26 protein-coding genes are annotated in these 24,491 nt (G+C 69.2%); 16 read left to right on the top strand and 10 right to left on the bottom strand.

The annotated features are described in order from the left end of the window. Positions 1-45 precede the first annotated feature (45 nt). On the top strand, positions 46-1,536 hold the full coding sequence (locus tag ACQP06_RS17185; protein WP_433673124.1) for an MFS transporter: 1,491 nt from the start codon (positions 46-48) through the stop codon (positions 1,534-1,536). 45 nt (positions 1,537-1,581) lie between these two features. Then, a complete protein-coding gene (locus tag ACQP06_RS17180; protein ID WP_433673123.1) occupies positions 1,582-2,130 on the top strand; it encodes a YdeI/OmpD-associated family protein in 549 nt (182 codons plus the stop codon). A 51-nt stretch (positions 2,131-2,181) separates the two neighbouring features. On the opposite strand, the gene ACQP06_RS17175 is transcribed toward ACQP06_RS17180, so the two are convergent. After that, complete coding sequence (locus ACQP06_RS17175) at positions 2,182-3,018, bottom strand: LLM class F420-dependent oxidoreductase (protein WP_433673122.1); 837 nt, start codon at positions 3,016-3,018, stop codon at positions 2,182-2,184. 8 nt (positions 3,019-3,026) lie between these two features. Beyond that, entirely contained in the window at positions 3,027-3,902 is an 876-nt protein-coding gene (locus ACQP06_RS17170) for an AraC family transcriptional regulator (RefSeq protein WP_433673121.1), read from the bottom strand. Between the two features lie 149 nt (positions 3,903-4,051). On the opposite strand from ACQP06_RS17170, the gene ACQP06_RS17165 reads away from it, so the two are divergent. Next, the gene (locus ACQP06_RS17165) at positions 4,052-5,089 is read left to right on the top strand and encodes a saccharopine dehydrogenase family protein (protein WP_433673120.1); all 1,038 of its coding nucleotides are present in this window, start codon (positions 4,052-4,054) and stop codon (positions 5,087-5,089) included. Positions 5,090-5,104: 15 nt separating this feature from the next. Here the strand turns inward: ACQP06_RS17165 and ACQP06_RS17160 are convergent, their stop codons facing one another. The 3 genes from ACQP06_RS17160 to ACQP06_RS17150 all read right to left on the bottom strand — a co-directional run bounded on the left by ACQP06_RS17160 (position 5,105) and on the right by ACQP06_RS17150 (position 7,730). Next, a complete protein-coding gene (locus ACQP06_RS17160) occupies positions 5,105-5,665 on the bottom strand; it encodes a TetR/AcrR family transcriptional regulator (protein WP_357083974.1) in 561 nt (186 codons plus the stop codon). 136 nt (positions 5,666-5,801) lie between these two features. Further along, a complete protein-coding gene (locus ACQP06_RS17155) occupies positions 5,802-6,947 on the bottom strand; it encodes an acyl-CoA dehydrogenase family protein (protein ID WP_433673119.1) in 1,146 nt (381 codons plus the stop codon). An 87-nt stretch (positions 6,948-7,034) separates the two neighbouring features. After that, on the bottom strand, positions 7,035-7,730 hold the full coding sequence (locus tag ACQP06_RS17150; RefSeq protein WP_433673118.1) for a TetR/AcrR family transcriptional regulator: 696 nt from the start codon (positions 7,728-7,730) through the stop codon (positions 7,035-7,037). A 123-nt stretch (positions 7,731-7,853) separates the two neighbouring features. On the opposite strand from ACQP06_RS17150, the gene ACQP06_RS17145 reads away from it, so the two are divergent. From ACQP06_RS17145 to ACQP06_RS17125, 5 genes are all read left to right on the top strand, one after another. Then, positions 7,854-8,069: a hypothetical protein gene (locus tag ACQP06_RS17145; protein ID WP_379099041.1), complete on the top strand. Its 216-nt coding sequence runs from the start codon at positions 7,854-7,856 to the stop codon at positions 8,067-8,069. Beyond that, entirely contained in the window at positions 8,066-9,139 is a 1,074-nt protein-coding gene (locus ACQP06_RS17140; protein WP_433673117.1) for a hypothetical protein, read from the top strand. The genes ACQP06_RS17145 and ACQP06_RS17140 overlap by 4 nt, the downstream gene beginning before the upstream one ends. Before the next feature lie 117 nt (positions 9,140-9,256). After that, positions 9,257-10,708 carry an SDR family NAD(P)-dependent oxidoreductase gene (locus ACQP06_RS17135; protein ID WP_433673116.1) on the top strand — a complete coding sequence of 484 codons (1,452 nt, stop codon included), beginning with the start codon at positions 9,257-9,259 and terminating at the stop codon, positions 10,706-10,708. Positions 10,709-11,004: 296 nt separating this feature from the next. Beyond that, positions 11,005-11,781 carry an O-methyltransferase gene (locus tag ACQP06_RS17130; RefSeq protein WP_433673115.1) on the top strand — a complete coding sequence of 259 codons (777 nt, stop codon included), beginning with the start codon at positions 11,005-11,007 and terminating at the stop codon, positions 11,779-11,781. Between the two features lie 20 nt (positions 11,782-11,801). Next, complete coding sequence (locus tag ACQP06_RS17125) at positions 11,802-12,176, top strand: DUF2784 domain-containing protein (protein WP_433673114.1); 375 nt, start codon at positions 11,802-11,804, stop codon at positions 12,174-12,176. A 51-nt stretch (positions 12,177-12,227) separates the two neighbouring features. On the opposite strand, the gene ACQP06_RS17120 is transcribed toward ACQP06_RS17125, so the two are convergent. Further along, the gene (locus ACQP06_RS17120) at positions 12,228-13,073 is read right to left on the bottom strand and encodes an SDR family NAD(P)-dependent oxidoreductase (RefSeq protein WP_433673113.1); all 846 of its coding nucleotides are present in this window, start codon (positions 13,071-13,073) and stop codon (positions 12,228-12,230) included. A gap of 144 nt (positions 13,074-13,217) precedes the next feature. On the opposite strand from ACQP06_RS17120, the gene ACQP06_RS17115 reads away from it, so the two are divergent. Together ACQP06_RS17115 and ACQP06_RS17110 are read left to right on the top strand one after the other, a co-directional pair. Further along, the gene (locus ACQP06_RS17115; protein WP_433673112.1) at positions 13,218-13,778 is read left to right on the top strand and encodes a CGNR zinc finger domain-containing protein; all 561 of its coding nucleotides are present in this window, start codon (positions 13,218-13,220) and stop codon (positions 13,776-13,778) included. Between the two features lie 35 nt (positions 13,779-13,813). Then, on the top strand, positions 13,814-14,590 hold the full coding sequence (locus ACQP06_RS17110) for an O-methyltransferase (RefSeq protein WP_433673111.1): 777 nt from the start codon (positions 13,814-13,816) through the stop codon (positions 14,588-14,590). Positions 14,591-14,641: 51 nt separating this feature from the next. Here the strand turns inward: ACQP06_RS17110 and ACQP06_RS17105 are convergent, their stop codons facing one another. Then, positions 14,642-15,430, bottom strand: a complete 789-nt coding sequence (locus tag ACQP06_RS17105; protein WP_433673110.1) for a thioesterase II family protein — start codon at positions 15,428-15,430, stop codon at positions 14,642-14,644. Positions 15,431-15,495: 65 nt separating this feature from the next. Here ACQP06_RS17105 and ACQP06_RS17100 point away from each other — a divergent pair, with 65 nt between their 5' ends. Together ACQP06_RS17100 and ACQP06_RS17095 are read left to right on the top strand one after the other, a co-directional pair. Continuing rightward, a complete protein-coding gene (locus ACQP06_RS17100; RefSeq protein WP_433673109.1) occupies positions 15,496-16,866 on the top strand; it encodes a CoA transferase in 1,371 nt (456 codons plus the stop codon). Positions 16,867-17,040: 174 nt separating this feature from the next. Beyond that, positions 17,041-18,603, top strand: a complete 1,563-nt coding sequence (locus tag ACQP06_RS17095; protein WP_433673349.1) for an MFS transporter — start codon at positions 17,041-17,043, stop codon at positions 18,601-18,603. Between the two features lie 2 nt (positions 18,604-18,605). On the opposite strand, the gene ACQP06_RS17090 is transcribed toward ACQP06_RS17095, so the two are convergent. After that, positions 18,606-19,178: a TetR/AcrR family transcriptional regulator gene (locus tag ACQP06_RS17090; protein ID WP_433673108.1), complete on the bottom strand. Its 573-nt coding sequence runs from the start codon at positions 19,176-19,178 to the stop codon at positions 18,606-18,608. A 103-nt stretch (positions 19,179-19,281) separates the two neighbouring features. On the opposite strand from ACQP06_RS17090, the gene ACQP06_RS17085 reads away from it, so the two are divergent. Genes ACQP06_RS17085 through ACQP06_RS17075 form a run of 3 tightly spaced genes read left to right on the top strand, consistent with a single transcriptional unit; the run spans position 19,282 to position 21,600 of the window. Further along, on the top strand, positions 19,282-20,313 hold the full coding sequence (locus ACQP06_RS17085; RefSeq protein WP_433673348.1) for a nucleoside hydrolase: 1,032 nt from the start codon (positions 19,282-19,284) through the stop codon (positions 20,311-20,313). Next, positions 20,310-21,197, top strand: a complete 888-nt coding sequence (locus ACQP06_RS17080) for an amidohydrolase family protein (protein WP_433673107.1) — start codon at positions 20,310-20,312, stop codon at positions 21,195-21,197. Before ACQP06_RS17085 ends, ACQP06_RS17080 begins: the two co-directional genes overlap by 4 nt. Before the next feature lie 40 nt (positions 21,198-21,237). Then, entirely contained in the window at positions 21,238-21,600 is a 363-nt protein-coding gene (locus ACQP06_RS17075; protein WP_433673106.1) for a DUF1304 domain-containing protein, read from the top strand. Positions 21,601-21,603: 3 nt separating this feature from the next. Here the strand turns inward: ACQP06_RS17075 and ACQP06_RS17070 are convergent, their stop codons facing one another. Together ACQP06_RS17070 and ACQP06_RS17065 are read right to left on the bottom strand one after the other, a co-directional pair. Continuing rightward, on the bottom strand, positions 21,604-22,602 hold the full coding sequence (locus ACQP06_RS17070; protein WP_433673105.1) for a zinc-binding dehydrogenase: 999 nt from the start codon (positions 22,600-22,602) through the stop codon (positions 21,604-21,606). Continuing rightward, a complete protein-coding gene (locus tag ACQP06_RS17065) occupies positions 22,602-23,054 on the bottom strand; it encodes a MarR family winged helix-turn-helix transcriptional regulator (protein ID WP_433673104.1) in 453 nt (150 codons plus the stop codon). Before ACQP06_RS17065 ends, ACQP06_RS17070 begins: the two co-directional genes overlap by 1 nt. 186 nt (positions 23,055-23,240) lie before the next feature. Here ACQP06_RS17065 and ACQP06_RS17060 point away from each other — a divergent pair, with 186 nt between their 5' ends. Further along, a complete protein-coding gene (locus ACQP06_RS17060) occupies positions 23,241-24,425 on the top strand; it encodes an acyl-CoA dehydrogenase family protein (protein WP_433673103.1) in 1,185 nt (394 codons plus the stop codon). Positions 24,426-24,491 lie beyond the last annotated feature (66 nt).

Raw genomic sequence — 24,491 nt, 5'->3', positions numbered from 1 at the left:
AAGTTGCGTCGCGCGGATGTAAGCCTGGTCCATAGCGTGCACTGTATGCAAACAAACCTTCTCCCCCAGGCCGTGACCGCGCCCAATGCGGTTGTCCGGCGGGGGCTCGTGTCGTTGATGTGCGCGTGTGTGGTGTTGGTCGTGGGGATGGTGGCCGCGATCAATCTGGCCGTTCCGATGCTGGCGGCGAGTCCGCTGCGGCCGTCGGCGTCGGCGCTGGTGTGGATCGTGGACACCTACGTGATCGTGTTCGCCTGCCTGGTGATTCCCGGTGGCGCGGCCGGTGACCGGTTCGGGCGCAAGGGCGTGCTGCTGGCCGGGCTGGGATTGTTCGCGGTCGGCGCGCTGGTCTCGGCGCTGGCGCCGTCGGTGGGCGTGTTGCTGGCGGGCCGGGCGATCACCGGCGCCGGGGCGGCGGCGGTGTTGCCCAATACGTTGGCGGTGTTGTTGCACGCGGTGCCGGCCGATCGCAAGCCCGCGACGATCGCGACGTGGGCGTCGATGACCGGAATCGGCGGCGTGCTGGGCAATGTCGGTGGCGGCGCGGTCCTTTCGGGCGGATCGTGGCGGTGGCTGTTCGTGGCGGCCGCACCATTGGCGGGGGTGCTGGCCGCGTTGGTGGCATGGGTCGCGCCGGTGTCGGGCCGCCACGATCGCCGTTTGGATCCGGTGGGCACGGTGTTGCTGGTCGCGGCGTCGGTGGCGCTGCTGGTCGGGATCGTGGAGGGCCCGGTCGCGGGTTGGGGCAGTGTCGTGGTGATCGCCGGATTCGGGTGCGCGGCGGTGCTGTTCGCGGTGTGGACGGTGGTCGAGTTGCGGGTGGAGCATCCCTTGCTGGATCCGCGACTGTTCGCGTCGCCGGGGTTGCGCAGCGCTTGCCTGGGCATGACCGCGGTGTTCTTCGGGATGTTCGCGCTGTTCTATGTGAACGCGTCGTTCCTGCAGTACGCCAAAGGGTTCGGGGTGCTGCGCACCGGGCTGGGCATCATTCCGTTGACGGTTCCGGTCATCGTGGGCGCGCGCCATGTCGGACGGCTGTCGGGCCGGATCGGGGTGGATGCGACGATCGCGATCGCGTTCGGTTTCGTCGGCGGCGGTCTGCTGGGTCTGTCCACCACCGGCCTGCACACCTCCTACCTGGTGTACGCGGTGTGGCTGGTGGTCACCGGAATCGGTGTGACGCTGGCTCTTCCGACCTTGTCGGCGGCGATCACCGGCGCGTTGCCGCAGTCGCTGGCCGGGGTGGGTGCGGGATTGCAGGCCACGACCCGCGAGTTCGGGAGCGCGTTGGGTGTCGCGGTGATCGGCACCGTCCTGACCTCCCGTTTCGTGGCCGCTCTCCCGTCGGAGGTCCGCGCGGGCGGCGCGCACACCGTGGCGCAGGCTCGAGCGTTCGCGCCCGAGCGTGCCGATGCGATTGTCGCGGCGTTCGTTTCGGGCGCGGATGCCGGATTCCGGGTGGTCGGGGTGGCGGTGCTGGTGTCGGGTGTGCTCGTGCTCGGGCAGGCGGTGATGTCGCGTCGCGTGGCCCGGTAGCCGCGATCGGCGGTGGTGTCGGTGCGGTCTGCGACAGTGGCGGGTATGGATTCGGTGGCGTTCGGTGATGCGGAGGCGTTCGATGCCTGGCTCGAGGTCAATCACGGACGCGCGGAGGGGGTGTGGATTCGGATGGCGAAGAAGGGGTCGGGGATCGCGTCGCTGACCGAGGACGAGGCGGTGGATGTGGGGTTGTGCTGGGGCTGGATCTCCGGGCAGCGCAAGGGCCTCGATGGCGAGTTCTATCTGCAGAAGTATGTGCCGCGGCGGCCCGGAAGCTTCTGGTCGCAGGTGAACGTCGACAAGGTGGCGGCGTTGACGGCGGCGGGGCGGATGCGGGGGCCGGGGCTGGCGGAGGTGCAGGCGGCGCGCGCGGACGGGCGGTGGGCGGCGGCGTATCCGTCGCAGGCGAACTTCACCGTGCCCGAGGATTTAGCGGCGGCCTTGGCAGGGCGGCCGCGGGCGCGAGCCGCGTTCGAGGCGCTCGACCGCACAGGTCAGTATCTGATCGTGTTGGACGTGCTGCGCACGAGAACGGCGAAAACGCGGGCTTCCCGGCTGGAGAAGGCCGTGAGCGGGCTCGAAAACCAGTGAAAGCGGCTGATTCCGGGCGACAGGCATCATGTCTGTCGCCCGGAATCGGTGTCAGTCCCGGTTGGTGGTGAGAACGGGGGCCAGGGTGCGCAGGACCGCGGTGGCGTCGTCACCGAGGACCTGGATGGCGACGTGGTCGGCTCCGGCCTGCAGGTGCTGGTTCAACCGGTCGGCGACCTGGTCGGTGGCGCCGTGGGCGACGACGGCGTCGACGTAGCGGTCGCTGCCGGGGGCGGTGAGGTCGGTGTCGTCAAGTCCGAAGCGGCGCAGGTTGTTGGTGTAGTTGCTCAACCCGAGGTAGAAGCCGGCGCGGTCGCGGCCCTGGGTGCGGGCGCGGGCCGGGTCGTCGTCGAGGACCACTTTGTGTTCGACCGCGAGCAGGGCCTCGGGGCCGAGGATGCCGCGCAGTTCGGCGGTGTGTTCGGGGACCGTCAGGTAGGGCAGCGCCCCGGCGGTGCGGTCGCGGGCCAGGCGCGCCACCCGCGGACCGAGTGCGGCCAGAGCGCGACCGTGCTGGGGGACGCCGCGGGCGTCGAGGACGTCGAGGTAGTCGACCAGCGCGTCATAGGGTTTGGTGTAGTCCGCGGTGTGTTCGCGGTGGCCCGCGCCGATGCCGAGCAGGAAGCGGCCGGGGAATTTCTCGTCCAGGCGCAGGTAAGTGTCGGCGGCGGCTTCGGGCGCCGAGGCCCACACATTGACGATGCTGGTGGCGACCACCAGTGATTCGGTCGCGCCGAGCAGTTGCTCGTAGCCGTCGAAGTCGGCGGGCGGGGAGCTGCCCAGCCAGATCGTGCCGTAGCCGAGTTCCTCGATCTCCCGCGCGGATTCCGGGGTGAACTGCGGATAGGGCTGCCACACGCCGAATGTTCCCAAGCCGTCGAATGCCATACCGGGCCTCAACGGTTCATGATCGGATTGCATTCCCCGGCGCGAAATCTTCCCGGTGCGACCCCGAATTCGCGTTTGAACGCTTTGGCGAACGCGTATTCGGAGGCGTATCCGGACTTTTCGGCCACGACGCGCAGCAGCAGGTCGGTGTCGCGCAGCAGCCGGGCCGCGCCGGTCATGCGCCACCAGGTCAGATAGGTGAGCGGGCCGATGCCCAGGGTGGCGGTGAACCGTTGCGCGAACACCGATCGCGACACGCCCGCGCGGTCGGCCAGCGATTGCACGGTCCAGGGCTGACCGGGGTCGGCGTGGATGGCTTGCAGCGCGGCGTGCACGGCCGGGTCGCGCAGCGCGCCGACCCATCCGGTGTCGGAGGGGTGGGCCTGGTGCCAGGCGCGCAGCAGGAACAGCAGCAGCACTTCGAGCAGGGGCGCGATGGCCCCGGATCCGTCGGCGGTGTCGAGTTCGTGGCCGAGCAGGTCGATCGCGGCGCGCAGCGGGCTGTGGTGGCCGACGCGGGCGGGCAGATGGATCACATCGGGCAGTTCGGCCAGCGCGGGGTGCGGGCGGGCGTCGTCGAGAGAGTAAGCGCCACACAGCAATACGGTGTCGGGTCCGGCCGTGGCGGGGCCGGGGTCGCTGTCGGGGCGGTCGGCGATGGCGTGGCCGCGGCTGCGGGGCATGAACGCGACGTCACCGACCTGGAGGTGGATCGGGTCGCCGTCGTCGGGCAGCAGCCAGCACGAACCCTGCAGCACGACATGGAAACCGGCGCTGTTACCGGCGGCGGGAAAGTGGGTACGCCAGCTGCCGTGCCGGACGGTGCGGTTGGAATGCGGTGTGCCCAGCCGCATCGCGGCGACCGCGTCACTGAGGATGTCCACGAATCCCACCGTACCGGCGGCGCCCGCGGCCCCGGACGATCGGACATCGGGACCGGACTTTCGAGCATGGATCGTCCGAGTAGCCGTGCCTAGCGTGGGTTGCGAGTCGATTCCCGGCCGCATCCCTTCACCCGATGGAGTTGCCCCTCATGCGTATTGCCGTGCACGGCGCGAGCGGTTTCACCGGTTCGCTCATCGTCGCCGAACTCGCGCGCCGCGACCTGTCCCCCATCCTGGTGGGCCGCGACGAGACCCGGTTGCGGGCCGTCGCCGCCCGCACCGGGGTCCCCGACGCCGAGATCCGGGTGGCCATCCTCGACGACACCGCCGCCCTGGCCGCCGCCTTCGCCGACAGCGACGCCGTCGTCAACGCCGCCGGACCGTTCACCCTGTGGGGTGAGCCGGTGGTGCGGGCCGCGATCGCCGCCCGCGGCCATTACATCGACACCACCGGCGAACCCGGCTACCTGCACACGATCCTGTCCACCTATGACGAGCCCGCGAAACAGGCTGGGGTGGCGGTCGTTCCGGCCGTCACCGATGACGGGGTGCCCGGTGACCTGATCGCCGCACTCACCGCCGCCCGCCTCGACGCGCCGCTGCGGGAGGTCCGTATCGCCGATCTGCGCCGCCCGGGCGCGGCCTCGCGCGGCACGGCCCGGTCGATGGCCGCCATCGCCGTGCTCGATCAGGTCGAATACCGCGACCGGACATGGCAATCGGCCAACGCATCGGCCACCACCCTCAGCGAGCCCGGCGAACCGGACCCGGTGTCGGTGACGCCGCTGGCATTGCCGGGCGTCTACACCATCCCCCGCCACCTCGACACCCCGATCGTGCGCGGGGTGATCCGCACCGAGATGGGTGAGATCTTCGCGGGCCTGGGTGGTGACGTCGCCGAGACGATTCCCGAGATCCCCGACGCCGACGCCTTGGCCGCGTCGCGCTGGCTGGTCCTGGCCGAGGCGACCGGTGTCGACGGCAGCCGGGCGCGGGGCTGGGTGAGCGGGTTCGACCCGTACGCGGCCACCGCGGTCATCGCTGTCGAGGCCGCACGCCGTCTCGCGCTCGACGGCGCTCCGGCCGGAACCCTCGCGCCCGCGCAGGCTTTCGACGCCGCGAGCTTCCTCGACCATCTCGCCACCACGGGGGTTCACTGGCAGGTCGAGGAGCTCACAAGCGTCTAGGGCTTCTCGCGTGCGCTAGGGGTTCGCGTCGACCTTCGGGAACGTCTCGGCCACCAGCGTGGTGAGGGCGTCGGCGAGCAGGTGGTGCACCTGCTCGCGGGTCAGGCTGCCGCGCACGATCCACTCGCGCCCGGCGGCCTTGACCAGACCGCCGTAACAGCGCACCAGCGCCCGCAATTCGGCCGAATGCAGCGAATCGTCGAGACCCATCATCGCCACCATGCGATCGGCGGCGGCGTAGTCGGCCTCGTCGAGGATGCGCTGCACCTCCGGATCGTCGCCGACGCCTTCGTGGCCGGTGACCTTGACCCAGGTGCTGCCGTGCTCGCCGATGGTGTCGAGCAGCCACGCGACACTGGCGTCCACTCGTTCCCGCAGCGATCCGGTGGGCACCGCCATCTTCTCCGGCCGCGGCAGCGTGACCATGCGGCGCACCACCGCAAGGTACAGGTCGCGCTTGTTGCCGAAGTAGTGGTTGATCAGCCCGCGCGCCACCCCGGCCCGCTGGGCCAGCTCGGCGGTCGACACCGCCGCGTAGGGGCGCTCGCCGAACATGTCGATCGCGCAGGACAGGATCTGCGCGCGACGTTCGTCGGGCTCGAGGCGACGACGGCGCGTGGCGCCGTCGTCTGCCGAAGGGTCGGAGTTACCGCCGGGCCGGGGTGGCGCGGTGGGGTCGGAGTTACCGCCGGGCCTTGGCGGCGCGGTGGGGTCAGAGTGAGCGGGCAATGAGATCCTTCATCACCTCGTTGGCTCCCGCGAGGATTCGCAGGACCCGAGCGCCGGTGTACAACTGCGAGATCGGGTATTCGGTCATGTATCCATAGCCGCCGAAGAACTGCAGGCAGCGATCCACCACATTACCGAGTTGATCGGTCAACCAGTATTTCGACATGGCCGCGGTGGGGATATCGAGCTCCCCACGCAGGTGCTTGCTGATGCAGTCGTCGAGGAACACGCGTCCGACCTTGGCGATCGTCGCGCACTCGGCCAGTTCGAACCGGGTGTTCTGCATGGCGTAGAGCGGCTTGCCGAACGCCTCGCGGCCCTTGGTGTAGTCGACGGTCAGCTGCACGGCCTTCTCGGTCATGGCGACCGCGAGGATCGCGGTGACCAGGCGTTCCTGGGCCAGCATCTGCATCATCTGATAGAAGCCCTGCCCCTCGGCCTGCCCGAGCAGGTTCGACGCGGGCACCCGCAGGCCGTCGAAGAACAGCTCGGCGGTGTCCTGGGCCTTGCCGCCGATCTTGGACAGGATGCGGCCGCGCTTGAAGCCGGGGGTCTCGTCGGAGACCTCGGCGAAGATCAGCGAGACGCCGGCCGCGCCCTGGGTGGGGTCGGTCTTGCAGGCGATGATGATGCCGTCGCACAGCCAGCCGTTGGAGATGAAGATCTTCGAGCCGGTGATGACGTACTCGTCGCCCTCGCGCACCGCGCGGGTCTTGATGTTCTGCAGGTCCGAGCCGGTGCCGGGTTCGGTCATGCCGATGGAGAGCACCATCTCGCCGCTGGCCGCCTGGGGCAGCACACGCCGTTTGAGTTCCTCGGAACCGAATTCGTGGATGTAGGGCGCGATGATCGAGGAGTGCACCGACATGCCCAGGGACCCGTCCCCGGCGTGGGTCTGGGCTTCGATGATGGCCGCCTCGTGGGCGAAAGTGCCGCCGCCACCGCCGTATTCGGTGGGGATGGCCGCGCACAGCAGGCCCAGTTCGCCGGCCCGGTTGTAGAGGGCGCGGTCGGGGTGGCCCTGTTCGATGAACTTCTCGGTGTGCGGGATCACCTCCTTCTCGAAGAAGGTGGTCGCCAGAGTCCGTACCGCCTCGACCTCGTCGTCGCTCCATGCGGGGCGTGCCATCGCAGATCCTTCGCTTGCCTGAACGGGGGTGCGCAAATGCGCCTCGCCCCTAGGGTGCACGGCTATTGGCGTGGTGTCAACAACGTGTCAATACTCGGCCGAGCGGGCCTGATTCACCTCGGCGAACGTCGTGAAAATCGGCACGTCCGGATCCGCGGCGATCCCCTGACGCCGCAGGAAACCGTCGATCAACCCCCACGCCAACTCCGTGGCCTGCCCCACGAACTCCGCGGTCTGCGCCGCTGACGGCGTATCCGAATCCGACAGCCACAGATCGGTGATCGACACCATCGCACCGGTCAACGCGCGCGAGAGATAGTCCAGCCCCGCCGTGTCCAAGGGCACCGCCTCGGCCACCGTCCGCGCCAGCTTCTCCAACCGCAGCGCCGCCTCACGCCCCAGATCCAGCTGCAGCACCCCCGAGCCCGACTGCTGGATCACCGGGGCCTGCCCCAGATACCGGAAAACGTTGGGATGCTCCAGGATTCCGCGCGCGTACTCACCGAACACCCGCGTCAACGCCACCCGCGGCGGCTGCAGCATCAACGTCATATCCGCGCCCGCGGCCGCGAACGCCCGCCGCGACATGCGCGCCGCGATCTCGGTGAACAGATCCCCCTTGTCCGCGAACTGCCGGTACAACCGCGGCTTGGTGATCCCCGCCTCGCGCGCGATGTCATCCATGCTCGGGCGCGGACCCGCCCGATCGATCACCCGGATCGCCGCGTCCACGATCTCCTCACGCGACACCAGCCGAGTCCCCCCGGCACTGCTACGAACCACCCGCGCAGCATACATGTACCGCCGGTACGGCAGTTCCGCACGACAATCCCACTTGATTTCGGACCGAGCGTACTGCCAGTATCGAATCCCGTACCGGCAGTACGCACAACCGGAAAGACGACGATGTCCGACCCAGCCCGCCAACTCGGCGACACCCTGCGCGCACCCCTGCCCGCAGCCTTCGACCAGCTCCCCGACAGCGACCTGGCCGAACTCCACCGCCTCCTCGAAGCCGCCAAGACCCACCGCCGCGACACCCTCGACGCAGCCCTCGGCTCCTCCCTCGACTTCGTCCCGCGCCTGCTGCGCCCCGCCGTCAAGAAAGCACTGGGTCTATGAGCGACCACCTCGCCGCCGTCGCCGAAACCACCAAACTCGCCCGCGTCCTGGGCCTCGACGACCCCACCGAACTCGACTTCCTCGTCGACCTCCCACCCGCCGCCCTGCGCGAATACCGCGAACGCGTCACCGACCTGCTCTTCGACCGCGACGCCAAACGCATGAAGGCCATCGCCACCGCCAGCGCCATCGTCCCCGTCGCCATCAGCTCCAAGATCGCCGAACGCGCCTTCGGACCCATCCTGTGCGCCGCCGTCGCCAGCGCCGTCGAACCCCGCCGCGCGGTCGACATCGCCAAGAACCTCACCCCGGCCTTCCTCGCCGAAGCCGCCGTCCAACTCGACCCCCGCCGCACCGCCGCCATCATCACCGCGGTCCCCGCCACCCTGGTCACCGACGTCGCACGCCAACTCCTGTCCCGCGGCGACCACATCACCATGGGCCGCTTCGTCCACGTCATCCCCGAACCCGCCCTGCGCGCCGCCGCCCCCGTCATGAGCAACCCCGACCTGCTGCGCATCGGCTTCCTGCTCGAGGACAAAACCGCCCTCGACCGCGTCCTGCACATCGTCGCCGACCGCGTCCCCGGCATCATCCGCGCCGCCCACGACCAGCAGATGTGGGCCGAAGGCATCGACCTGCTCGACAACATCGCACCCCACAACCGCGCCTGGATCGGCGACATCACCGCCGGCCTCGGCGACGACGTCCTCGACGGCCTCATCACCGCCGTCGCCGAACTCGACGCCTGGACCACCCTGCTGCCCATCACCAGCGCCATGAGCCCCGACAGCCTGCGCCTGTTCGCCCAACGCCCCGCCATCCACGACGAACACATCCTCACCGCCATCATCGACGCCACCGCCACCCACGACCTCTGGCCCCAAGCCCTCCCGCTCGTCGACGCCGCCCTCACCCCCGACACCCTGGACACGGTGTGGCACACCCTCGTTCAGGCCCGCGACCAGATCCCCGCGGACCTGCTCACCCGGCTCGCCGACCGCGCCCGCGAACTCGGCCACGACCACCACGCCACCCAGCTCGAACCCCTCGGCATCGCCACCACCTGACCCCGCCGCCACCCACCACGCCCGGCCCCAGGTCACGGCCGGGCGACCGTCACACCCGGCGCTCTGGGAGAATGGCTCGGTCCACCGCCCCGCACACGAAGGATCACCGCAGCTCCGATGGCCGAGCAGACCACCCCGACCGACGCCCCGGCCATCGACCCCGCCGACCTGGCCACCTGCCTGCGCGTCCTCGAACAAGCCGGACAGCTCGACAAGGACCACCCGGACTCCGTCGCCGTGCAGCGCGCCGTCGGGCACATGTTCAAGAAGTTCAAGCGCAACAAGCGCATCGCCACCCGCGACGCCATCGCCACCGCCGACAAGGAAGTCGTGGCCGCCACCGCCACCGGCTCACCCAACCGCATCGACGACGAAACCGCCGGGATCCCGATCAGCTCCGCCACCGAAGGCGGCAGCGCCGGAACCCTGCTGCGGGCACGGCCCTGCTACATATGCAAACAGCGCTATACCCGCGTGGACGCCTTCTACCACCAGCTCTGCCCGGACTGCGCCGCCAAGAGCCACGCCAAGCGTGACGCCGGCACCGACCTCAGCGGCAAGCGCGCCCTGCTCACCGGCGGCCGCGCCAAGATCGGCATGTACATCGCGCTGCGCCTGCTGCGCGACGGCGCCCACACCACCATCACCACCCGCTTCCCCAACGACGCCATCCGCCGCTTCGCCGCCCAGCCCGACAGCGCCGACTGGCTGCACCGGCTCCGCATCATCGGCATCGACCTGCGCGACCCCGCCCAGGTCGTCGCCCTCGCCGACGACGTCGCCGCCCAGGGCCCGCTCGACATCCTCATCAATAACGCCGCGCAGACCGTGCGCCGCTCGGTCGGCGCCTACAGCGCCCTCGTCGAAGCCGAGAACGGACCGCTGCCCGCCGGCGAACTGCCCGACGTGATCAGCTTCGGCAAGACCATGCAGGCCCACCCCACCGCGCTGACCGCCAGCCTCACCCCCAACCTCACCGCCGCCGACATCACCGACCTCGCCCTGATCGCGGGATCGGCCACCCCCGAACGCATTTCGCAGGGCGTCGCCATCGACGCGGGCGGCCTGGTGCCCGACCTCGCCCACACCAACAGCTGGGTGCAGAACGTCGGCGAGGTCGACGCCACCGAACTGCTCGAGGTGCAGCTGTGCAACTCGGTCGCGCCGTTCATCCTCATCTCCCGACTACGCCCGGCCATGGCCGCCGCCCCCGCCCGCCGCAAGTACGTCGTCAATGTCTCCGCCATGGAAGGCGTCTTCGCCCGCGGCTACAAGGGCGCGGGCCACCCGCACACCAATATGGCCAAGGCCGCGCTGAACATGCTGACCCGCACCAGCGCCCGCGAGATGTTCGAGTCCGACAAGATCCTCATGACCGCCGTCGACACCGGCTGGATCACCGACGAGCGACCGCACTACACCAAGATCCGGCTGGCCGAAGAGGGCTTCCACGCACCCCTCGACCTGGTCGACGGCGCGGCCCGCGTGTACGACCCGATCGTCCGTGGCGAATCCGGTGACGACCTGTACGGCTGCTTCCTCAAGGACTACGAACCCTCCAACTGGTAGCCGACTCCCTTACCGACCCAGCCCCTCCCCTCCTTGCTGTCTTTGAAGGCGAGGGGTTGTTTCTCGACCATTTTCGCGAAGGTGAGCATTCATGTTTAGATGCGCATATGTACGTAATCATATGACTTAATTGTCGAAATCAGCTCCTCCGAGCATCGGGCGGCCGCCAGAATTGGACGAGAAACTCCCCTACCCTGCGGGTTTCCCGAATTCGATCCACGTGCGCTCCCCCACCCCGCGTTCCCACCGCGGCCCATAATCGACACACGCACTCCCCCACCAGGACGGGTGATCTCATGAGCGCTAAGTCTGTGGCTGATGCATTGCGGGAGCGGTTGCCGTTCCTGCGCTGGTCGGTGATCCGATTCGCCTTGGGCGGGCCGACTTTCGTACGCACGGGTCAGGTCGGCGACGGCCGGGAGGAGGCGGCGCGGGCGTACGTGCTCGCCCACGGGACGGTCGGCGATCCGGACAGTGTGCTCGCCGCGTACGACGGCTTCGCGCGGACCCGCAGCATGCTGGTGAACGTCGGCGACGAGAAGGGGCTGATACTGGACGCGGCGGTGCGCCGAGCCAGTCCCGCGTCGGCCCTCGAATTGGGTGGTTACTGCGGGTACAGCGCGGTCCGGATCGGGCGGGCGCTGGCGCCGGGCGCGCGGCTGGTGTCGGTGGAGCTCAATGCCGACAACGCGTCGATCGCGCGCACGTTGCTGGCGCACGCGGGGCTCTCCGATCGGGTCACCGTTGTCGTCGGCACGATCGACGACGGCGGCGACACTGTGAAGCGTCTGGTATCCGAGCACGGATTCGGCCGCGGCACACTCGATTTCGTCTTCCTCGACCACGACAAGAAGGCTTATCTGCCGGACCTGAAGACGATCCTGGAGGCCGGCTGGCTCCACCCAGGCAGCCTCGCCGTCGCCGACAATGTGCGCATTCCAGGAGCACCGGACTACCTGCGGTACATGCGCGAGTCCGAGGGCGCCACGTGGCGCACCGTCGAGCACCACACCCACGTCGAATACCAGTCGCTCCTGAGAGATCTCGTACTGGAGTCGGAGTACCTGGGCTGACCCGCACCTATCCTGGGGTCATGGTCTACCGGCTGCTGGCCGACGCGACCGCGGTCGTGCACTTCGCGTTCGTGGCCTATGTCGTGGTGGGCGGCTTCATCGCCTGGCGCTGGCCGCGCACGATCTGGCTGCATCTGCTCGCCTTCGGGTGGGGGTTCAGCACCGTGCTGTTCAAGGTCGAGTGCCCGCTGACGAATCTGGAGAACTGGGCGCGCCACCGAGCGGGCGAGGCGGGGTTGCCACCGAGCGGGTTCATCGACCACTACATCACCGGCGTGCTCTACCCCCGCAGCGCATTGACAGAGGTACGGCTGCTGGTCGTGGTGTGCGTCGTCGTCTCCTGGGTGGGTCTCTACCTGCTGTCGCGGCGGCGGGCCGTCGCCTCGGGGCCTTGATCGCGCGGATCGGTGTCGTCGCCGGCCCGCGCGATCCCGGCCCGAAGTCGTCTATCCCGCGTGGGCGTCAACCAGTTCGGTGACGGCGGCCCAGGCGTCGAGATCGTCGAGGCGCGCGGCGAGGGCGCTGCGCATGCTGTCGGATCCCGCGACGCCGAGGGCGAGGCGGCGAGGCGGATTGTCACTGGCAACGGCGGTTCGGATGCCCGCCGCTACGCGCTCGACAGCGGAGAAGGCCTCGGCGGGCAGAGCCCCGATCGCCTGTTGCAGGGTACGGACCGTCTGGTCGTAATCGGCGTGGGTTGCCGTCGCCGCGGCGAGGTTGGACAGGAACGGTGTCGCGACCAGGCCGGGCTGGACGAGAGTGACGTGGACGTCGAGTGGCGCCAGTTCGGCGGCGAGCGCGTCGGAGAGCCCCTCGACGGCGTACTTGGTCGCGGCGAGCAGCCCGACGCCAGGATCGGCGGTCTGACCGTAATAGGACGAGCCTTGCAGAATGTGCCCCGATCTCTGATTCCGCAGCACCGGCAGTGTGGCGCGCAGGACGTTGAGGACACCGAAGACGTTGGTGTCGAAGATCGCCCGTGCTTGCGTGTCGGAGGCTTCCTCGACCGCTCCGAAGAGCCCGTAGCCGGCGAGGTTGGCGACGACATCGATACGGCCGAAGCGAGTCACGCTCTGCCCGACCGCCTTCGCGACGACCGTCTCGTCGCGTACGTCCGCCTCGATGGCGAGCAGCTGGTCGGATTGCGCCAGTCCGGCAAGGGTTTCGGTGTGGCGAGCCACCGCGACAACGGCTTCACCGGCCGCCAGCGCCTGAATTGCGAGTTCGCGGCCGATGCCCGAGGAGGCGCCGGTGATGAACCAGACTCGCGAGGTAGTTCCTTCATTCGTCATGTTGCGACCGTAGCGGTTTAGAACGCAACTCTTCAAGAGGTTTCCGCGAACAAGTTGCGACCGAATGAGCTAACCTCGATCAGGCGTTGGTATCGTGAAGGCATGGAGACACCGCGGTGGAACGACGATGCGGCTGCTCTGGTGTTGACGTTCGTCAACACCAGAGCTGACGGCGCGGGGAACGTCGAGATCTTCGGCACGGCTGCGGGATTCGCGCGGTGGGCGACCCAGCGCGACCTGCTCGACACGGCCACCGTGGTGACCGACTCCGATGCGGTGGCCGCACGCGAGCTGCGCGACGCACTGGTCACGACATTGCTGACGCACGCGGGCGATCCGGATATCGGTGACGCGCAGGTCGTCGAAGCGGAACGGTACTTGCGGCAGGCCGGTATCCGGTATCCGCTGACGACGGTCGTCACCGCGCAAACGGCACAACTTCTCGCCGGCTCGTCCGGTGTCCCCGGCGTTCTGGGCAGTGTTCTCGCTGCGGTGACCGAGACGGCGCAGCGCGGGGACTGGATGCGGATCAAGGCATGCTGCAATCCCCCGTGCCACTTCGGCTTCGTCGATCGCACCCGCAACCGGGCGGCACGCTACTGCAGTCCCGGGTGCGGATCGCAGGTGTCGATGCGCGCGCTTCGGCAACGACGCAAGCAGGCCGATCCGGCCGCCGCGGGCGAATCCGCTTCGGGGCGTGCATAATCGCGCTGGTTGTCGAAGTGACTTAAGGGGTTTTCATGGGTGGCTCATCGATCGCGTCGGTGTTCCTGCAGCGGGTGGTGTATCCGGTGCGCACGGCGATCAGCACCGTCCGGGGAATCGGGACGTTCACCCGCACGGGCCAATTCGGTGACGGGCGTGAGGTCGCGGTGCGCGATCACGTGCTGGCCCATGCCGAGCAGGGCAACCCGGACAGCGTGCTGGACGCGATCGACCGGTTCGCGCGCACGCGCACCAATCTGGTCAACGTCGGCGACGAGAAGGGCCTGCTGCTGGATGCCGCGGTGCGCCGGGCGAATCCGACGCTGGCCCTGGAGCTGGGCACGTACGTCGGCTACAGCGCGGTTCGCACGGCGCGGGTGCTGCCCGAGGGCGCGCGCCTGATCTCGGTCGAGTTCAGCGCCGCCAATGCCGAGGTGGCGCGCGCCATCATCGCGCACGCCGGGTTCGCGGATCGGGTGACGGTGGTGGTCGGCACCATCGGCGACGGCGGGGACACCATCCGCACGCTCGCCGAGGAGCACGGGATCACCGAGGGCGCGGTCGATTTCGTCTTCGTCGACCACGACAAGTCGGCGTATCTCGCCGACCTGAAGCACATTCTCGACGCGGGCTGGCTGCACCCGGGCACCATCGTGGTGGCCGACAATATGCGCATTCCCGGCGCGCCGGACTACCTGGCCTACATGCGGGAGGCCGAGGGCAAGTCCTGGCGCACCGTGGAGCACGACACCCACATCGAGTACCAGTCCCTGCTCAAGGACCGGGTGCTCGAGTCGGAATACCTGGGCTGACGGCGAACTCGCCGCGGCGGCGAGAGCACCGTCCGCGGCAGCCCGGCCGACTCACCTCGAGTGGCCGGGCGACGCCGTGGCCAGCGCGCGGGTGATCGAGTCGGCGAGGGCCTTGATGTTCTCGGGCAGATCCAGATAGAAGTGGCCGCCCTCGAAGGTGGCGAGATCGAAATCGGCGGTGGTGAAGTCGCGCCACTGCCCGGCCTGGTCGGCCGAGGTGGTCGGGTCCGAGGAGCTGATCAGCGCGGTGATCGGCGTGCGCAGCGGTGCGCCGATCTGGTGGCGGTAGGTCTCGACCGCGCGATAGTCGGTGCGGACCGCCGGGAGGACCAGATCGGCCAGCCCCGGCTCGTCGCGCAGGATGCGCACCGACGCCGGATCGTTCGACAGGCGTTCGAGTTCGGCGATGAGGCCCTCGTCCGGGCCCTCGTGCAGGCGCCCCGCCTCCTCGTGCACCGGTGCGGGACGGCCGGAGACGAACAGGTGCGTAACCTCGCGCCCGCCCGCCTCGACCCGGCGAGCGGTCTCGTAGGCGACGGTCGCGCCCATACTGTGCCCGAAGATGGCCAGCCGCACGTCTTTCGGCCACGCCAGCAGGTCGGTGGCGGCGTGCCCGGCCAGTTCGGTGAGCGCGGGGACGGGCGGGTCGCCGAGACGGTCCTGCCGCCCGGGGTACTGCACGCCGAAGACCGCGGTGCCCGCGCCGAAGCGCTGGGCCAGTTGCCGATAGGCGCCCACGGAGCCACCGCCGGGCGGGAAGCACACCAGCACGGTCTCGGGGGCGGGATCGGGCCTCAGTTCGCGCAACCAAGTGGTTCCGGGGAGTCGATGGGCGCTCATCCGAACGAGTATGCCCCGAGATCTCGCGTCGGGCTCGCACGTGGTCCCGGAGTTAGAGTCGGCTCGTGGCCACCTATGACGCACTGATTCGCGACTACGAGACCGGAATCGGGGTCGCCGGGACACCGGGGCCGCCGCTCGATCCGGGCGCGAATCTGGCTGCGACGCTGCCGGTCTGGGCGCTGGCGGGTGGCGCGGTCGCGGCCTTCGCCGGTGCGGCCGACCGGTGGCGCGACGTCTGCGGGGTGACGCCGCTGCGCAGCGTCGTCGATCCCGGCCGTGTCGCGGCGGCCTTCCAGAGCGACAAGCTGCTGCGGATCGATGGGCGGCAGCCGCGAATGTTCGCGGAGTTGTCGGGCTTCTTCCGGACCGCGGACGGCTGGGTGCGCACGCACGCCAACTACCCGCACCATCGGACGCGCCTGCTGGCGGCGCTGGATCTGCCCGCCGAGGCCGGGGCCGAGGATTTCACCCGGCGGGCCGCGACGCTCACGGCCGCCGATATCGAACAGCGCGCCGCCGAGCACGCGGCCATCGCGTTCCGGGTGCGCACCGAGCAGGAGTGGGCCGACAGCCCGCAGGGCAAGGCCGCCGCGTCCGGCCCGCTGGTGGCGCTCGACGCCCGCGACGATCGGGGCGCGCTCGACTCACTCAGCGCGGCAACGGCGATGCTGCCGCTGCGCGGGGTCCGGGTGCTGGATCTGACCCGGGTGATCGCCGGTCCGGTGGCGACGCGGGCGTTGGCCCTGCTGGGAGCCGATGTGTTGCGGATCGACCCGCCGGAACTGCCGGAGATCGACTGGCAGTTCCTGGACACGTGTCAGGGGAAGCGTTCCACTGTAGTCGATTTGCACACCGGACTTCCGGTCTTCCGCGAATTGATCAGCAATGCAGACATAATCATCTCGGGTTACCGACCGGGCAGCTTGGAACGACTCGGAGTGCGGCCCGGCGATATTCGACCGGGAATTGTGCACGGCCGAGTTTCGGCGTGGGGCGAACAGGGTCCGTGGGGAGATCGGCGCGGTTTCGACAGCATCGTGCAGGCCGCATCCGGAATTTCTCTGATCGAAGGCACGCGGGATAATTCACGCATCGAACCGGTCGTGGGAGCCCTCCCGGCACAGGCCCTCGACCACGCCAGCGGGTACCTGCTCGCGGCGGGCGTGCTGGACGCGCTGTGCGCGCGTCGCGCCGACGGTCGCGGACGCGATGTCCGGGTCGCGCTGGCTCGCACCGCGTCCTGGCTGATCACCGCGCCGGGCCGGACGCCCGGGCACGCGCCGGCGCAGGTCCCGGATCCGCGCTACGCGGTGACGCACGCCGCGGTGGACACCGCGGGCCCGGCATTGAGCGAGTATCCGGAGTTTCCGTGGCCCGCTCCGGCCTACGGATCGAGCGTTCCCGAATGGAAAGCCCGACCGGACGGTTCGTAACTTCGCCGAATGTATACAAGCTGCTGCACGCACACCCGTAAGTACATCCGCGAAATAGTCGAATTGCCTTGCAATGCAGCGTTTTCGACACGCCCCACTTGTCCCACGTACGGCGTTAATAAATGAGACCCTGAAACCGACATCAAAATTGTCGACCCGTATGTCGACATGCGGATGGAGGACGTCACCGTGGACACACCTGCTCCCTTGCTCACCGCCGCCAGCGACGCCGGCGCCACCAAGGCAGGGAGACGGGAATGGGCCGGACTGTCGGTGCTCGCACTGGCGTGCCTGGTCTACTCGATGGACCTGACGGTCCTGCACCTGGCGGTACCGCAGATCAGCGAGGTCCTGCGGCCGACCGGTTCCCAATTGCTGTGGATCATCGACGTTTACGGATTTCTCGTCGCGGGTTTGCTGCTCACCATGGGCACCATCGGCGACCGCATCGGACGCCGCCGGTTGCTGATGGTCGGAGCGGCCGCGTTCGCGGCGATCTCGGTGATCGCGGCCTTCGCGCCGTCCGCGCCGGTGCTCATCGCCTGCCGGGCGCTGCTCGGCGTCGCCGGGGCCACCCTCGCGCCCTCCACACTCTCGTTGATCTTCACCATGTTTCGCGACCCGGGGCAACGGTCGGTGGCCGTCGGGGTGTGGGTGGGCTCCTACTCGGTCGGCGGCTCCATCGGGCCGCTCGCGGGCGGGCTGATGCTCGAACACTTCTGGTGGGGGTCGGTGTTCCTGCTCGCGGTGCCGGTCATGGTGCTGCTGATCGTGCTCGCGCCCCGGGTGCTGCCCGAATTCCGCGATCCCGACGCGGGCCGCCTCGATCCGGTGAGCGCCGCGCTGTGCACGGCAGCCGTGCTCTTGGTGGTGTTCGGCATGAAACAGGCCGCGCAGGACGGACCCGGACCCATCGCGCTGGCGGCGCTGGCCACGGGCATCGCGATCGGAGTGATCTTCGTTCGGCGGCAGCTCAATACGCCGGAGCCGATGCTGGATCTACGCCTGTTCCGACTAGGCAGCTTCCGGACCGCGCTGACCATCAATATGGTGGCCATCTTCGTCGCGTTCGGATACGCCCTGTTCGTGGGCCAGTACTTCCAGCTGGTCCTGGGCATGTCGCCGCTGCGCGCCGGCCTGGCCACCATCCCGGCCGGCCTGGGCTTCATGGTCGGTTCGCAGCTGGGGCCGCGCATCATGAAAGTGGTGCGGCCCGCGTACATGATCGGCGCGGGCATGGCCCTGGCCGCCTGCGGACTGCTGCTGCTCACCCAGATCACCACCTCGGGCGGGGTGGAGCTCACCATCGTGGCGTCGCTGCTGGTGTCGTTCGGTCTGGCACCGGTTTTCGGGGTGACCACCGAGCTCATCGTCGGCACCGCGCCGCCGGAGCAGGCGGGGGCGGCCTCCGGGCTCTCGGAGACCGGGGCCGAATTCGGTGGCGCGCTCGGGATCTCCATCCTCGGCAGCATCAGCATCGCCATCTACCGCAGCCAGCTCAATGCCGGTCTGCCCTACGGCATGTCGGACCCCGATGCCCGCGCGGCCCGCGACACGCTCGGCGCGGCGCTCGAGGTGGCCCGCACCATGCCGGGCAAGCTGGGCAGCACCGTCGCCGAGGCGGCCAAGCACGCCTTCCTCACCGGCATGCACCTGACCGCGGCGATCGCCGCGGGGGCCGCCTTACTGCTGGCCGTCATCGCTGTCACCCGGCTGCGGCACGTACCGCCGAGCTGAGATCACTTCCCGCGGATCGCCGCGACCGCGGTCGTCAGTTCGTCGCCGTCGATCCAATCCGCGCCGGGCGCGATGATCATTTGCACGGCCAAGCCCTGGAACAGCACGAACAGCAGCTTGGCGACCGCGGCGGCCTGATCGTCGCTCAGGTCGGTATGCACCGCCTGAACCGAGGCCGCGATATCCCGGTGCGCCTCCGCGCTCGCCTCGGCCATGAAGACCTGTTGCGCGGGATCGCGCGCGATCTGCAGACCGTTCTCGGTGCTGAGCAGCAGGCCGTCGCGATTGCTCTGGATCACGTCGACGAAGCCGTTCCAGGTGGCGGCCAACGACTCCCAGAGGGTGCGCCCCTCCCCCGCGTCGCGAATGGCCGCCTCCATGCCGTCACCGATCTCGGTGCCGACGCCCATGGTGATGGCCTCGGTGACCAACTGGTCCTTGGAGCCGAAATGATAACCGATGGCGGCGAGGCTGACACCGGCGGCGGTGGCGATGTCGCGGGCGGTCACCTTGGCCAGGCCGCGCTCCAGGACGGCCTGACGCGCACCCGCCAGCAGGTCTTCTCGATTTCCCATCCCCCCACCCTAGCAGCGTCTTAGACATTCGTTCCAGACACCCGTATAAAAGTCGGGTGGCATCCGTCCGGCTACCCTCGGACCTGTGCGGCAGAAGATCCTCATGGACAACGACACCGGCATCGACGACGCCCTCGGTCTGCTCTACCTGCTCGCCTCCCCCGAGGCCGAGATCATCGGAATCGCCTCCACCGCGGGCAATGTGCCCGCACCGCAGGTCGCGGCCAATAATCTGGCGCTACTCGAGCTCGCGCGGGCCCCGGAAATCGAAGTGGCACAAGGGGCGTTGACGCCCCTGGCGGTGCCCCTGCGCACCACCGAGGACACGCACGGGCCGCAGGGGGTCGGGTACGCCGAGCTGCCGCCGAGCAAGCGGACCCTGTCGAATCGGACGGCCGCGCAGCTGTGGGTCGACCTGGCCCGCGAGCACCCCGGCGAGATCGTCGGCCTGTGCACCGGTCCGCTCACCAATCTCGCATTGGCGCTGCGCATGGAACCGCAACTGCCGCAGCTGCTCCGGCGGCTGGTCATCATGGGCGGGGCGTTCAATCACCCGGGCAACACCACCCCCACCAACGAGTGGAACGTGCACGTGGACCCGGAGGCGGCCAAGGAGGTCTTCGACGCCTTCTCCGCCGCGCCCGCCGACCGCCGCCCGATCGTGTGCGCCCTCGACATCACCGAGACCATCGAGATGAAGCCCCCGCACCTGGCGCTGCTGGCCGAACGGGCCGGCAGCACACCGGTAGAGCTGGTCACCGAGGACGATCCGCCGCACACCCGGTCGAAGGCGAGCAATCCGCTGGTGCGGTTCCTCACCGACGCGGTGCGCTTCTATTTCGACTTCCACAAGCTCTACGACCAGGGCTATCTGGCGCACATGCACGACCCGTTCGCGGCGGCGGTGGCACTGGACCCGAGCCTGGCGGTCACCAAGCCCGCGACGGTCGACGTGGAGTTGACAGGAACCCTCACCCGCGCCACCACGGTGGCCGACTGGGCGGGGATGTGGGGCCGGGAACCCAACGCGGACATCGTGGTCGCGACCGGGCCCGAGGAGTTCTTCGAGCGGCTGATCGGCCGCGTCGGCGATTACGCGCGAACGGTGTTCGCGGAAGGAGATACCGACCGGTGACCGGCGGAACAGACCTCGACTACGTCACCGGATTCCGCGAGCGGCTCGGGCTGCCCGGATTCATCGACGTGCACACGCATTTCATGCCCGAGCAGGTGCTGCGCAAGGTGTGGACCTACTTCGACACCGCCGGACCGCTGGTGGGCCACCGCGAATGGCCGATCACCTACCGCGACGAGGAGCAGGTGCGGCTGAAGACGCTGCGGGGGTTCGGGGTCAGCGCCTTCACCTCGATGATCTATCCGCACAAACCGGACATGGCGGCCTGGCTCAACAGCTGGTCCGCCGACTTCGCCGCCCGCACGCCGGACTGCCTGCACACCTCGACCTTCTATCCGGAGCCGGGCGCGCCCGAATACGTGCGCGCGGCGCTGGAGGCCGGAACGCGAATCTTCAAGCTGCACATCCAGGTCGGCCACTACCACCCGGCCGATCCGCTGCTGGACGAGGTATGGGGCCTGATCCAGGACGCGGGCACGCCGGTCGTGATCCACTGCGGATCCGGGCCCGCCGCCGGGGAATTCACCGGTCCCGAGCCCATCGAGGCCCTGCTGCGGCGCTTCCCGCGACTGCGGCTGATCATCGCGCACATGGGCGCTCCGGAGTACGGCGAGTTCCTCGACATCGCCCAGGCTCATGACGGCGTCCTGCTCGACACCACCATGAACTTCACCGATTTCTTCGAGGCCGCCGACCCCTTCCCCGCCGCCGAACTCCCCCGCGTCCGCGATCTCGGCGACCGCATCCTGTTCGGCAGCGACTTCCCGAACATCCCCTACCCGTACGGGCACGCGCTGTTCGCACTGGAACGCCTGGACCTCGGCGACGACTGGCTGCGCGCGGTCTGTCACGATAACGCGGCACGCGTGTTCCCTCTCGGATAGCACCTCACATCCTGGCGATATCGAGAAAGGCGGGCCGGTCATGCGGTTGGTCGCGGAAATCCTCGTCGGATTGCTCGCCGCGTTGCACGTCTACATCCTGGTCATGGAGATGTTCCTGTGGACCACGCCCCGGGTTCGCGCGAGCTTCGGCACCACCGCCGAGTTCGCCGAGGAGACCAAGGTGCTGGCCGCCAATCAGGGCCTCTACAACGGTTTCCTGGCCGCGGGCCTGATCTGGGGCCTGATCGCGTCCGATCCGGTCGGGCAGGCCGCGAAGATCTTCTTCGCGGCCTGCGTGGTGGTGGCCGGACTCTACGGCGCGGCCACCGCGAGCCGGCGGATCCTGTTCGCCCAGGCGGTGCCGGGCGCGATCACGCTGGCCGCGGTGTTGCTGGCCGGGTAGCGGCTAGCCGCCGGAGACGCTGAGCGCGATCTTGGCGTTGCGGCCCGGCCGTTCGCTGGCCGCGGCCGCCTCGGCGGCCTGCTCGAGCGGGTAGGCGGTCTCGACGGGCAGATCCAGCACGCCCTGCGCGGCCAGCGTGACCAGTTCGGTGATGAGGCGGCGGCGCTCCTCGCCGCCGATCTCCTCGGCCCGCTTGGAGCCCCAGAAGCCCTTCACCACGGCCTGTTTGAAGATGATCGGGCCGGGGTTGAGCACCAGCGGCTGACCGGAGAGCGCACCGAAGGTGATCAGCTCGCCGCGCGGAGCCAGCACCGTGAGCAGATCATCGGCGGCCTTGCCGCTTACCTGGTCGACCGCGCGCACGATCGGCTCACCGCCGGTGACCTCGGCGGCCCGCTCGACCCAGTCCGCGGACTCGGTGTCGAGTACCGGTTCGAAACCCAGCTCCCGCAAGGACTTCGCCGCGGACTCGCTGCGCACCAGATTGAGCACCCGCACGCCGCGGGCCCGGGCCATCAGGTTCAGCAGGCGACCGACCGCACCGTTGGCGGCATTGATCGTGATCCATTGCCCGGGTTCGACATTCAGGTCCTCGAGCAGCATGAGCGCGCTCAGCGGCATGGCCAGCAGCTGGCTCGCGGTCGCGTCGGACACCGAGTCCGGCACGGGCACCACCCCGCCCGCCTTGGCGACGAAGTACTCCGCCCATGCGCCCTGCGCACCCGAGACCGTCACGCGCTGACCGGCTTCCAGGCCGGTGACACCCTCGCCGAGGGCGTCGACGCGGCCGACGGCCTCGGTGCCGGGGACGGCGGGCAGCTCCGGCCGGTAGCCGTAGATGCCGCGAATGATGGCCAGGTCGTGATTGTGGATCGGGGCCAGGGTGGTCGCGATGCGCACCTCGCCCGGGCCGGGTTCGGGCACCGGCCGTTCGGACGTGGTCAGCACGTCCTTCGGCTCGCCGAATGCTTCGATGACCACCGCGCGCATGGGAGCGTTCATCAGGGGTTCTCCTTCGATCGGGGGTGGGCGGCCAGGGCCGCGGTGAGCCGTTGCAGGGTCGTCCGCAGGTCGGCCAGTTCGGTGGTGGACATGCCGGAGATCTCCTCGGCTCGTCCGGGGATGTGGCAGGCGGCCGCGCGCAGGTCGCGGCCGCGGTCGGTGAGGCTGATCCGGACGCGACGTTCGTCGGTCGTGGATCGGCGGCGGGTCACGAAGCCCGCCGTTTCGAGGCGTTTCAGCAGGGGTGAGAGCGTGCCCGAGTCCAGGTCCAGTGCCGCGCACAGATCGCCGACAGTTCGTTCGTCGCGCTGCCAGAGCGCGGCCAGGACCAGATATTGCGGATAGGTGATGCCGAGCGCGTCGAGCTTGGACCGGTACAGCCCGGTCATCGCCCGCGACGCCGCGTACAGCGCGAAGCACAGCTGGTTCTCCAGTGCCTGCTCATCGGTCACGTACAACACGGTAGCCAGCAATTAGATTGTGCACAATCTATCTGTCGGTCTGGTCCGTCACACCGGCGGCGCGGAGACGATGCATGGCGATAGCTATCGGGTTTGTCCGGCAAACCGCGGACATTCGGGATACGTTGCCCTGGAACGCGTTCCAATAGAGGCACGCCGAACAGCGGGGAGTTGCAAATGACGCATGAGGTAGTGAGCCGGATCGAGGAGCTGTCCGGACAGCTCGCGGCGACTGCCCCGGAAACCGAGCGGCTGGGGAAGCTCTCCGACGAGAGCGTGAAGCTGCTCCGCCAGACCGGCATCATGCGGATGCTGCAGCCGACCGAGTACGGCGGCCTGGCCGCGCACCCGCGCGACTACGCCGAGGCGGTCATGGCCGTGTCCAAGCACTGCGGCTCCACCGGATGGGTGACCGGCGTGGTCGGCGCGCACCCGTGGGAAATGGCGCTGATGGACCGCCGGCTGCAGGACGAGGTGTGGGGCGAGAACCCCGAAGCCTGGATCGCCTCGCCGTACGCGGTGATGGGCGTTGCGAAGCAGACCGACGGCGGTTACACGCTGAACGGGCGCTGGGCCTTCTCCTCCGGCACCGACCACTGCGACTGGATCTTCCTGGGCGCGTTGCTCGCCGACCCCGAGGGGAATCCGGTGATGCCCCCGTCCGTGCTGCACGTGGTGCTGCCGCGCAAGGACTACACCATCGTCGACGACTCCTGGGACGTCATCGGGCTGCAGGGCACCGGGTCCAAGGACATCATCGTCGACGGCGCGTTCATTCCGGCCTACCGGACCATCGAGATGGAGGCGGTCGCCGAGGGCGAGCTGGCCGCTGAGCGCGCGGGCCGCACCGACACCGTCTACAAACTGCCGTTCTGGTCGATGTTCCCCCTCGGCATCACCGCCGCGGTCATCGGGATCGCCGAGGGCGCGCTCGCGGCCCACCTCGACTACCAGCGCAATCGCGTCACCGCCACGGGCACCCTGATCAAGGACGACCCGATCGTGCTGTCGGCCATCTCCGAGGCCGCCGCCGACATCGCCGCCTCCCGCGGCCAGCTGCTCGACGGCATCAGCCGCCTCTACGATCTCGCCGACGCCGGTAAGCCCATCTCGTTCGAGGACCGATCCGTGGTGCGCCGCAATCAAGTTCGCTGTGCGTGGCGGGCGGTGGCGGCGGTCGACCAGATCTTCGCGCGCTCGGGCGGCAACGCGGCGCGGCGGCAGAACGTCATGCAGCGGTTCTGGCGCGACGCGCACGTGGGGTTGCAGCACGCCATCCACACGCCCGGATCGATCTACCACTCGACGGCGCTGACCACGATGGGCCTGGAGCCCGAGGGCCCGCTGCGCATGATGATCTGACGTCCTCGACGCGGTCCGATAGCTGCACGTATGCGGCTGTCGGACCGCCCGTCCGGTACCCGTTTC

Source organism: Nocardia sp. CA-136227 (genome assembly GCF_050955695.1).
Lineage (GTDB): Bacteria > Actinomycetota > Actinomycetes > Mycobacteriales > Mycobacteriaceae > Nocardia.
Note: the sequence above shows the minus strand (reverse complement) of the source record. Positions and strands in the feature narration are given on the sequence as shown.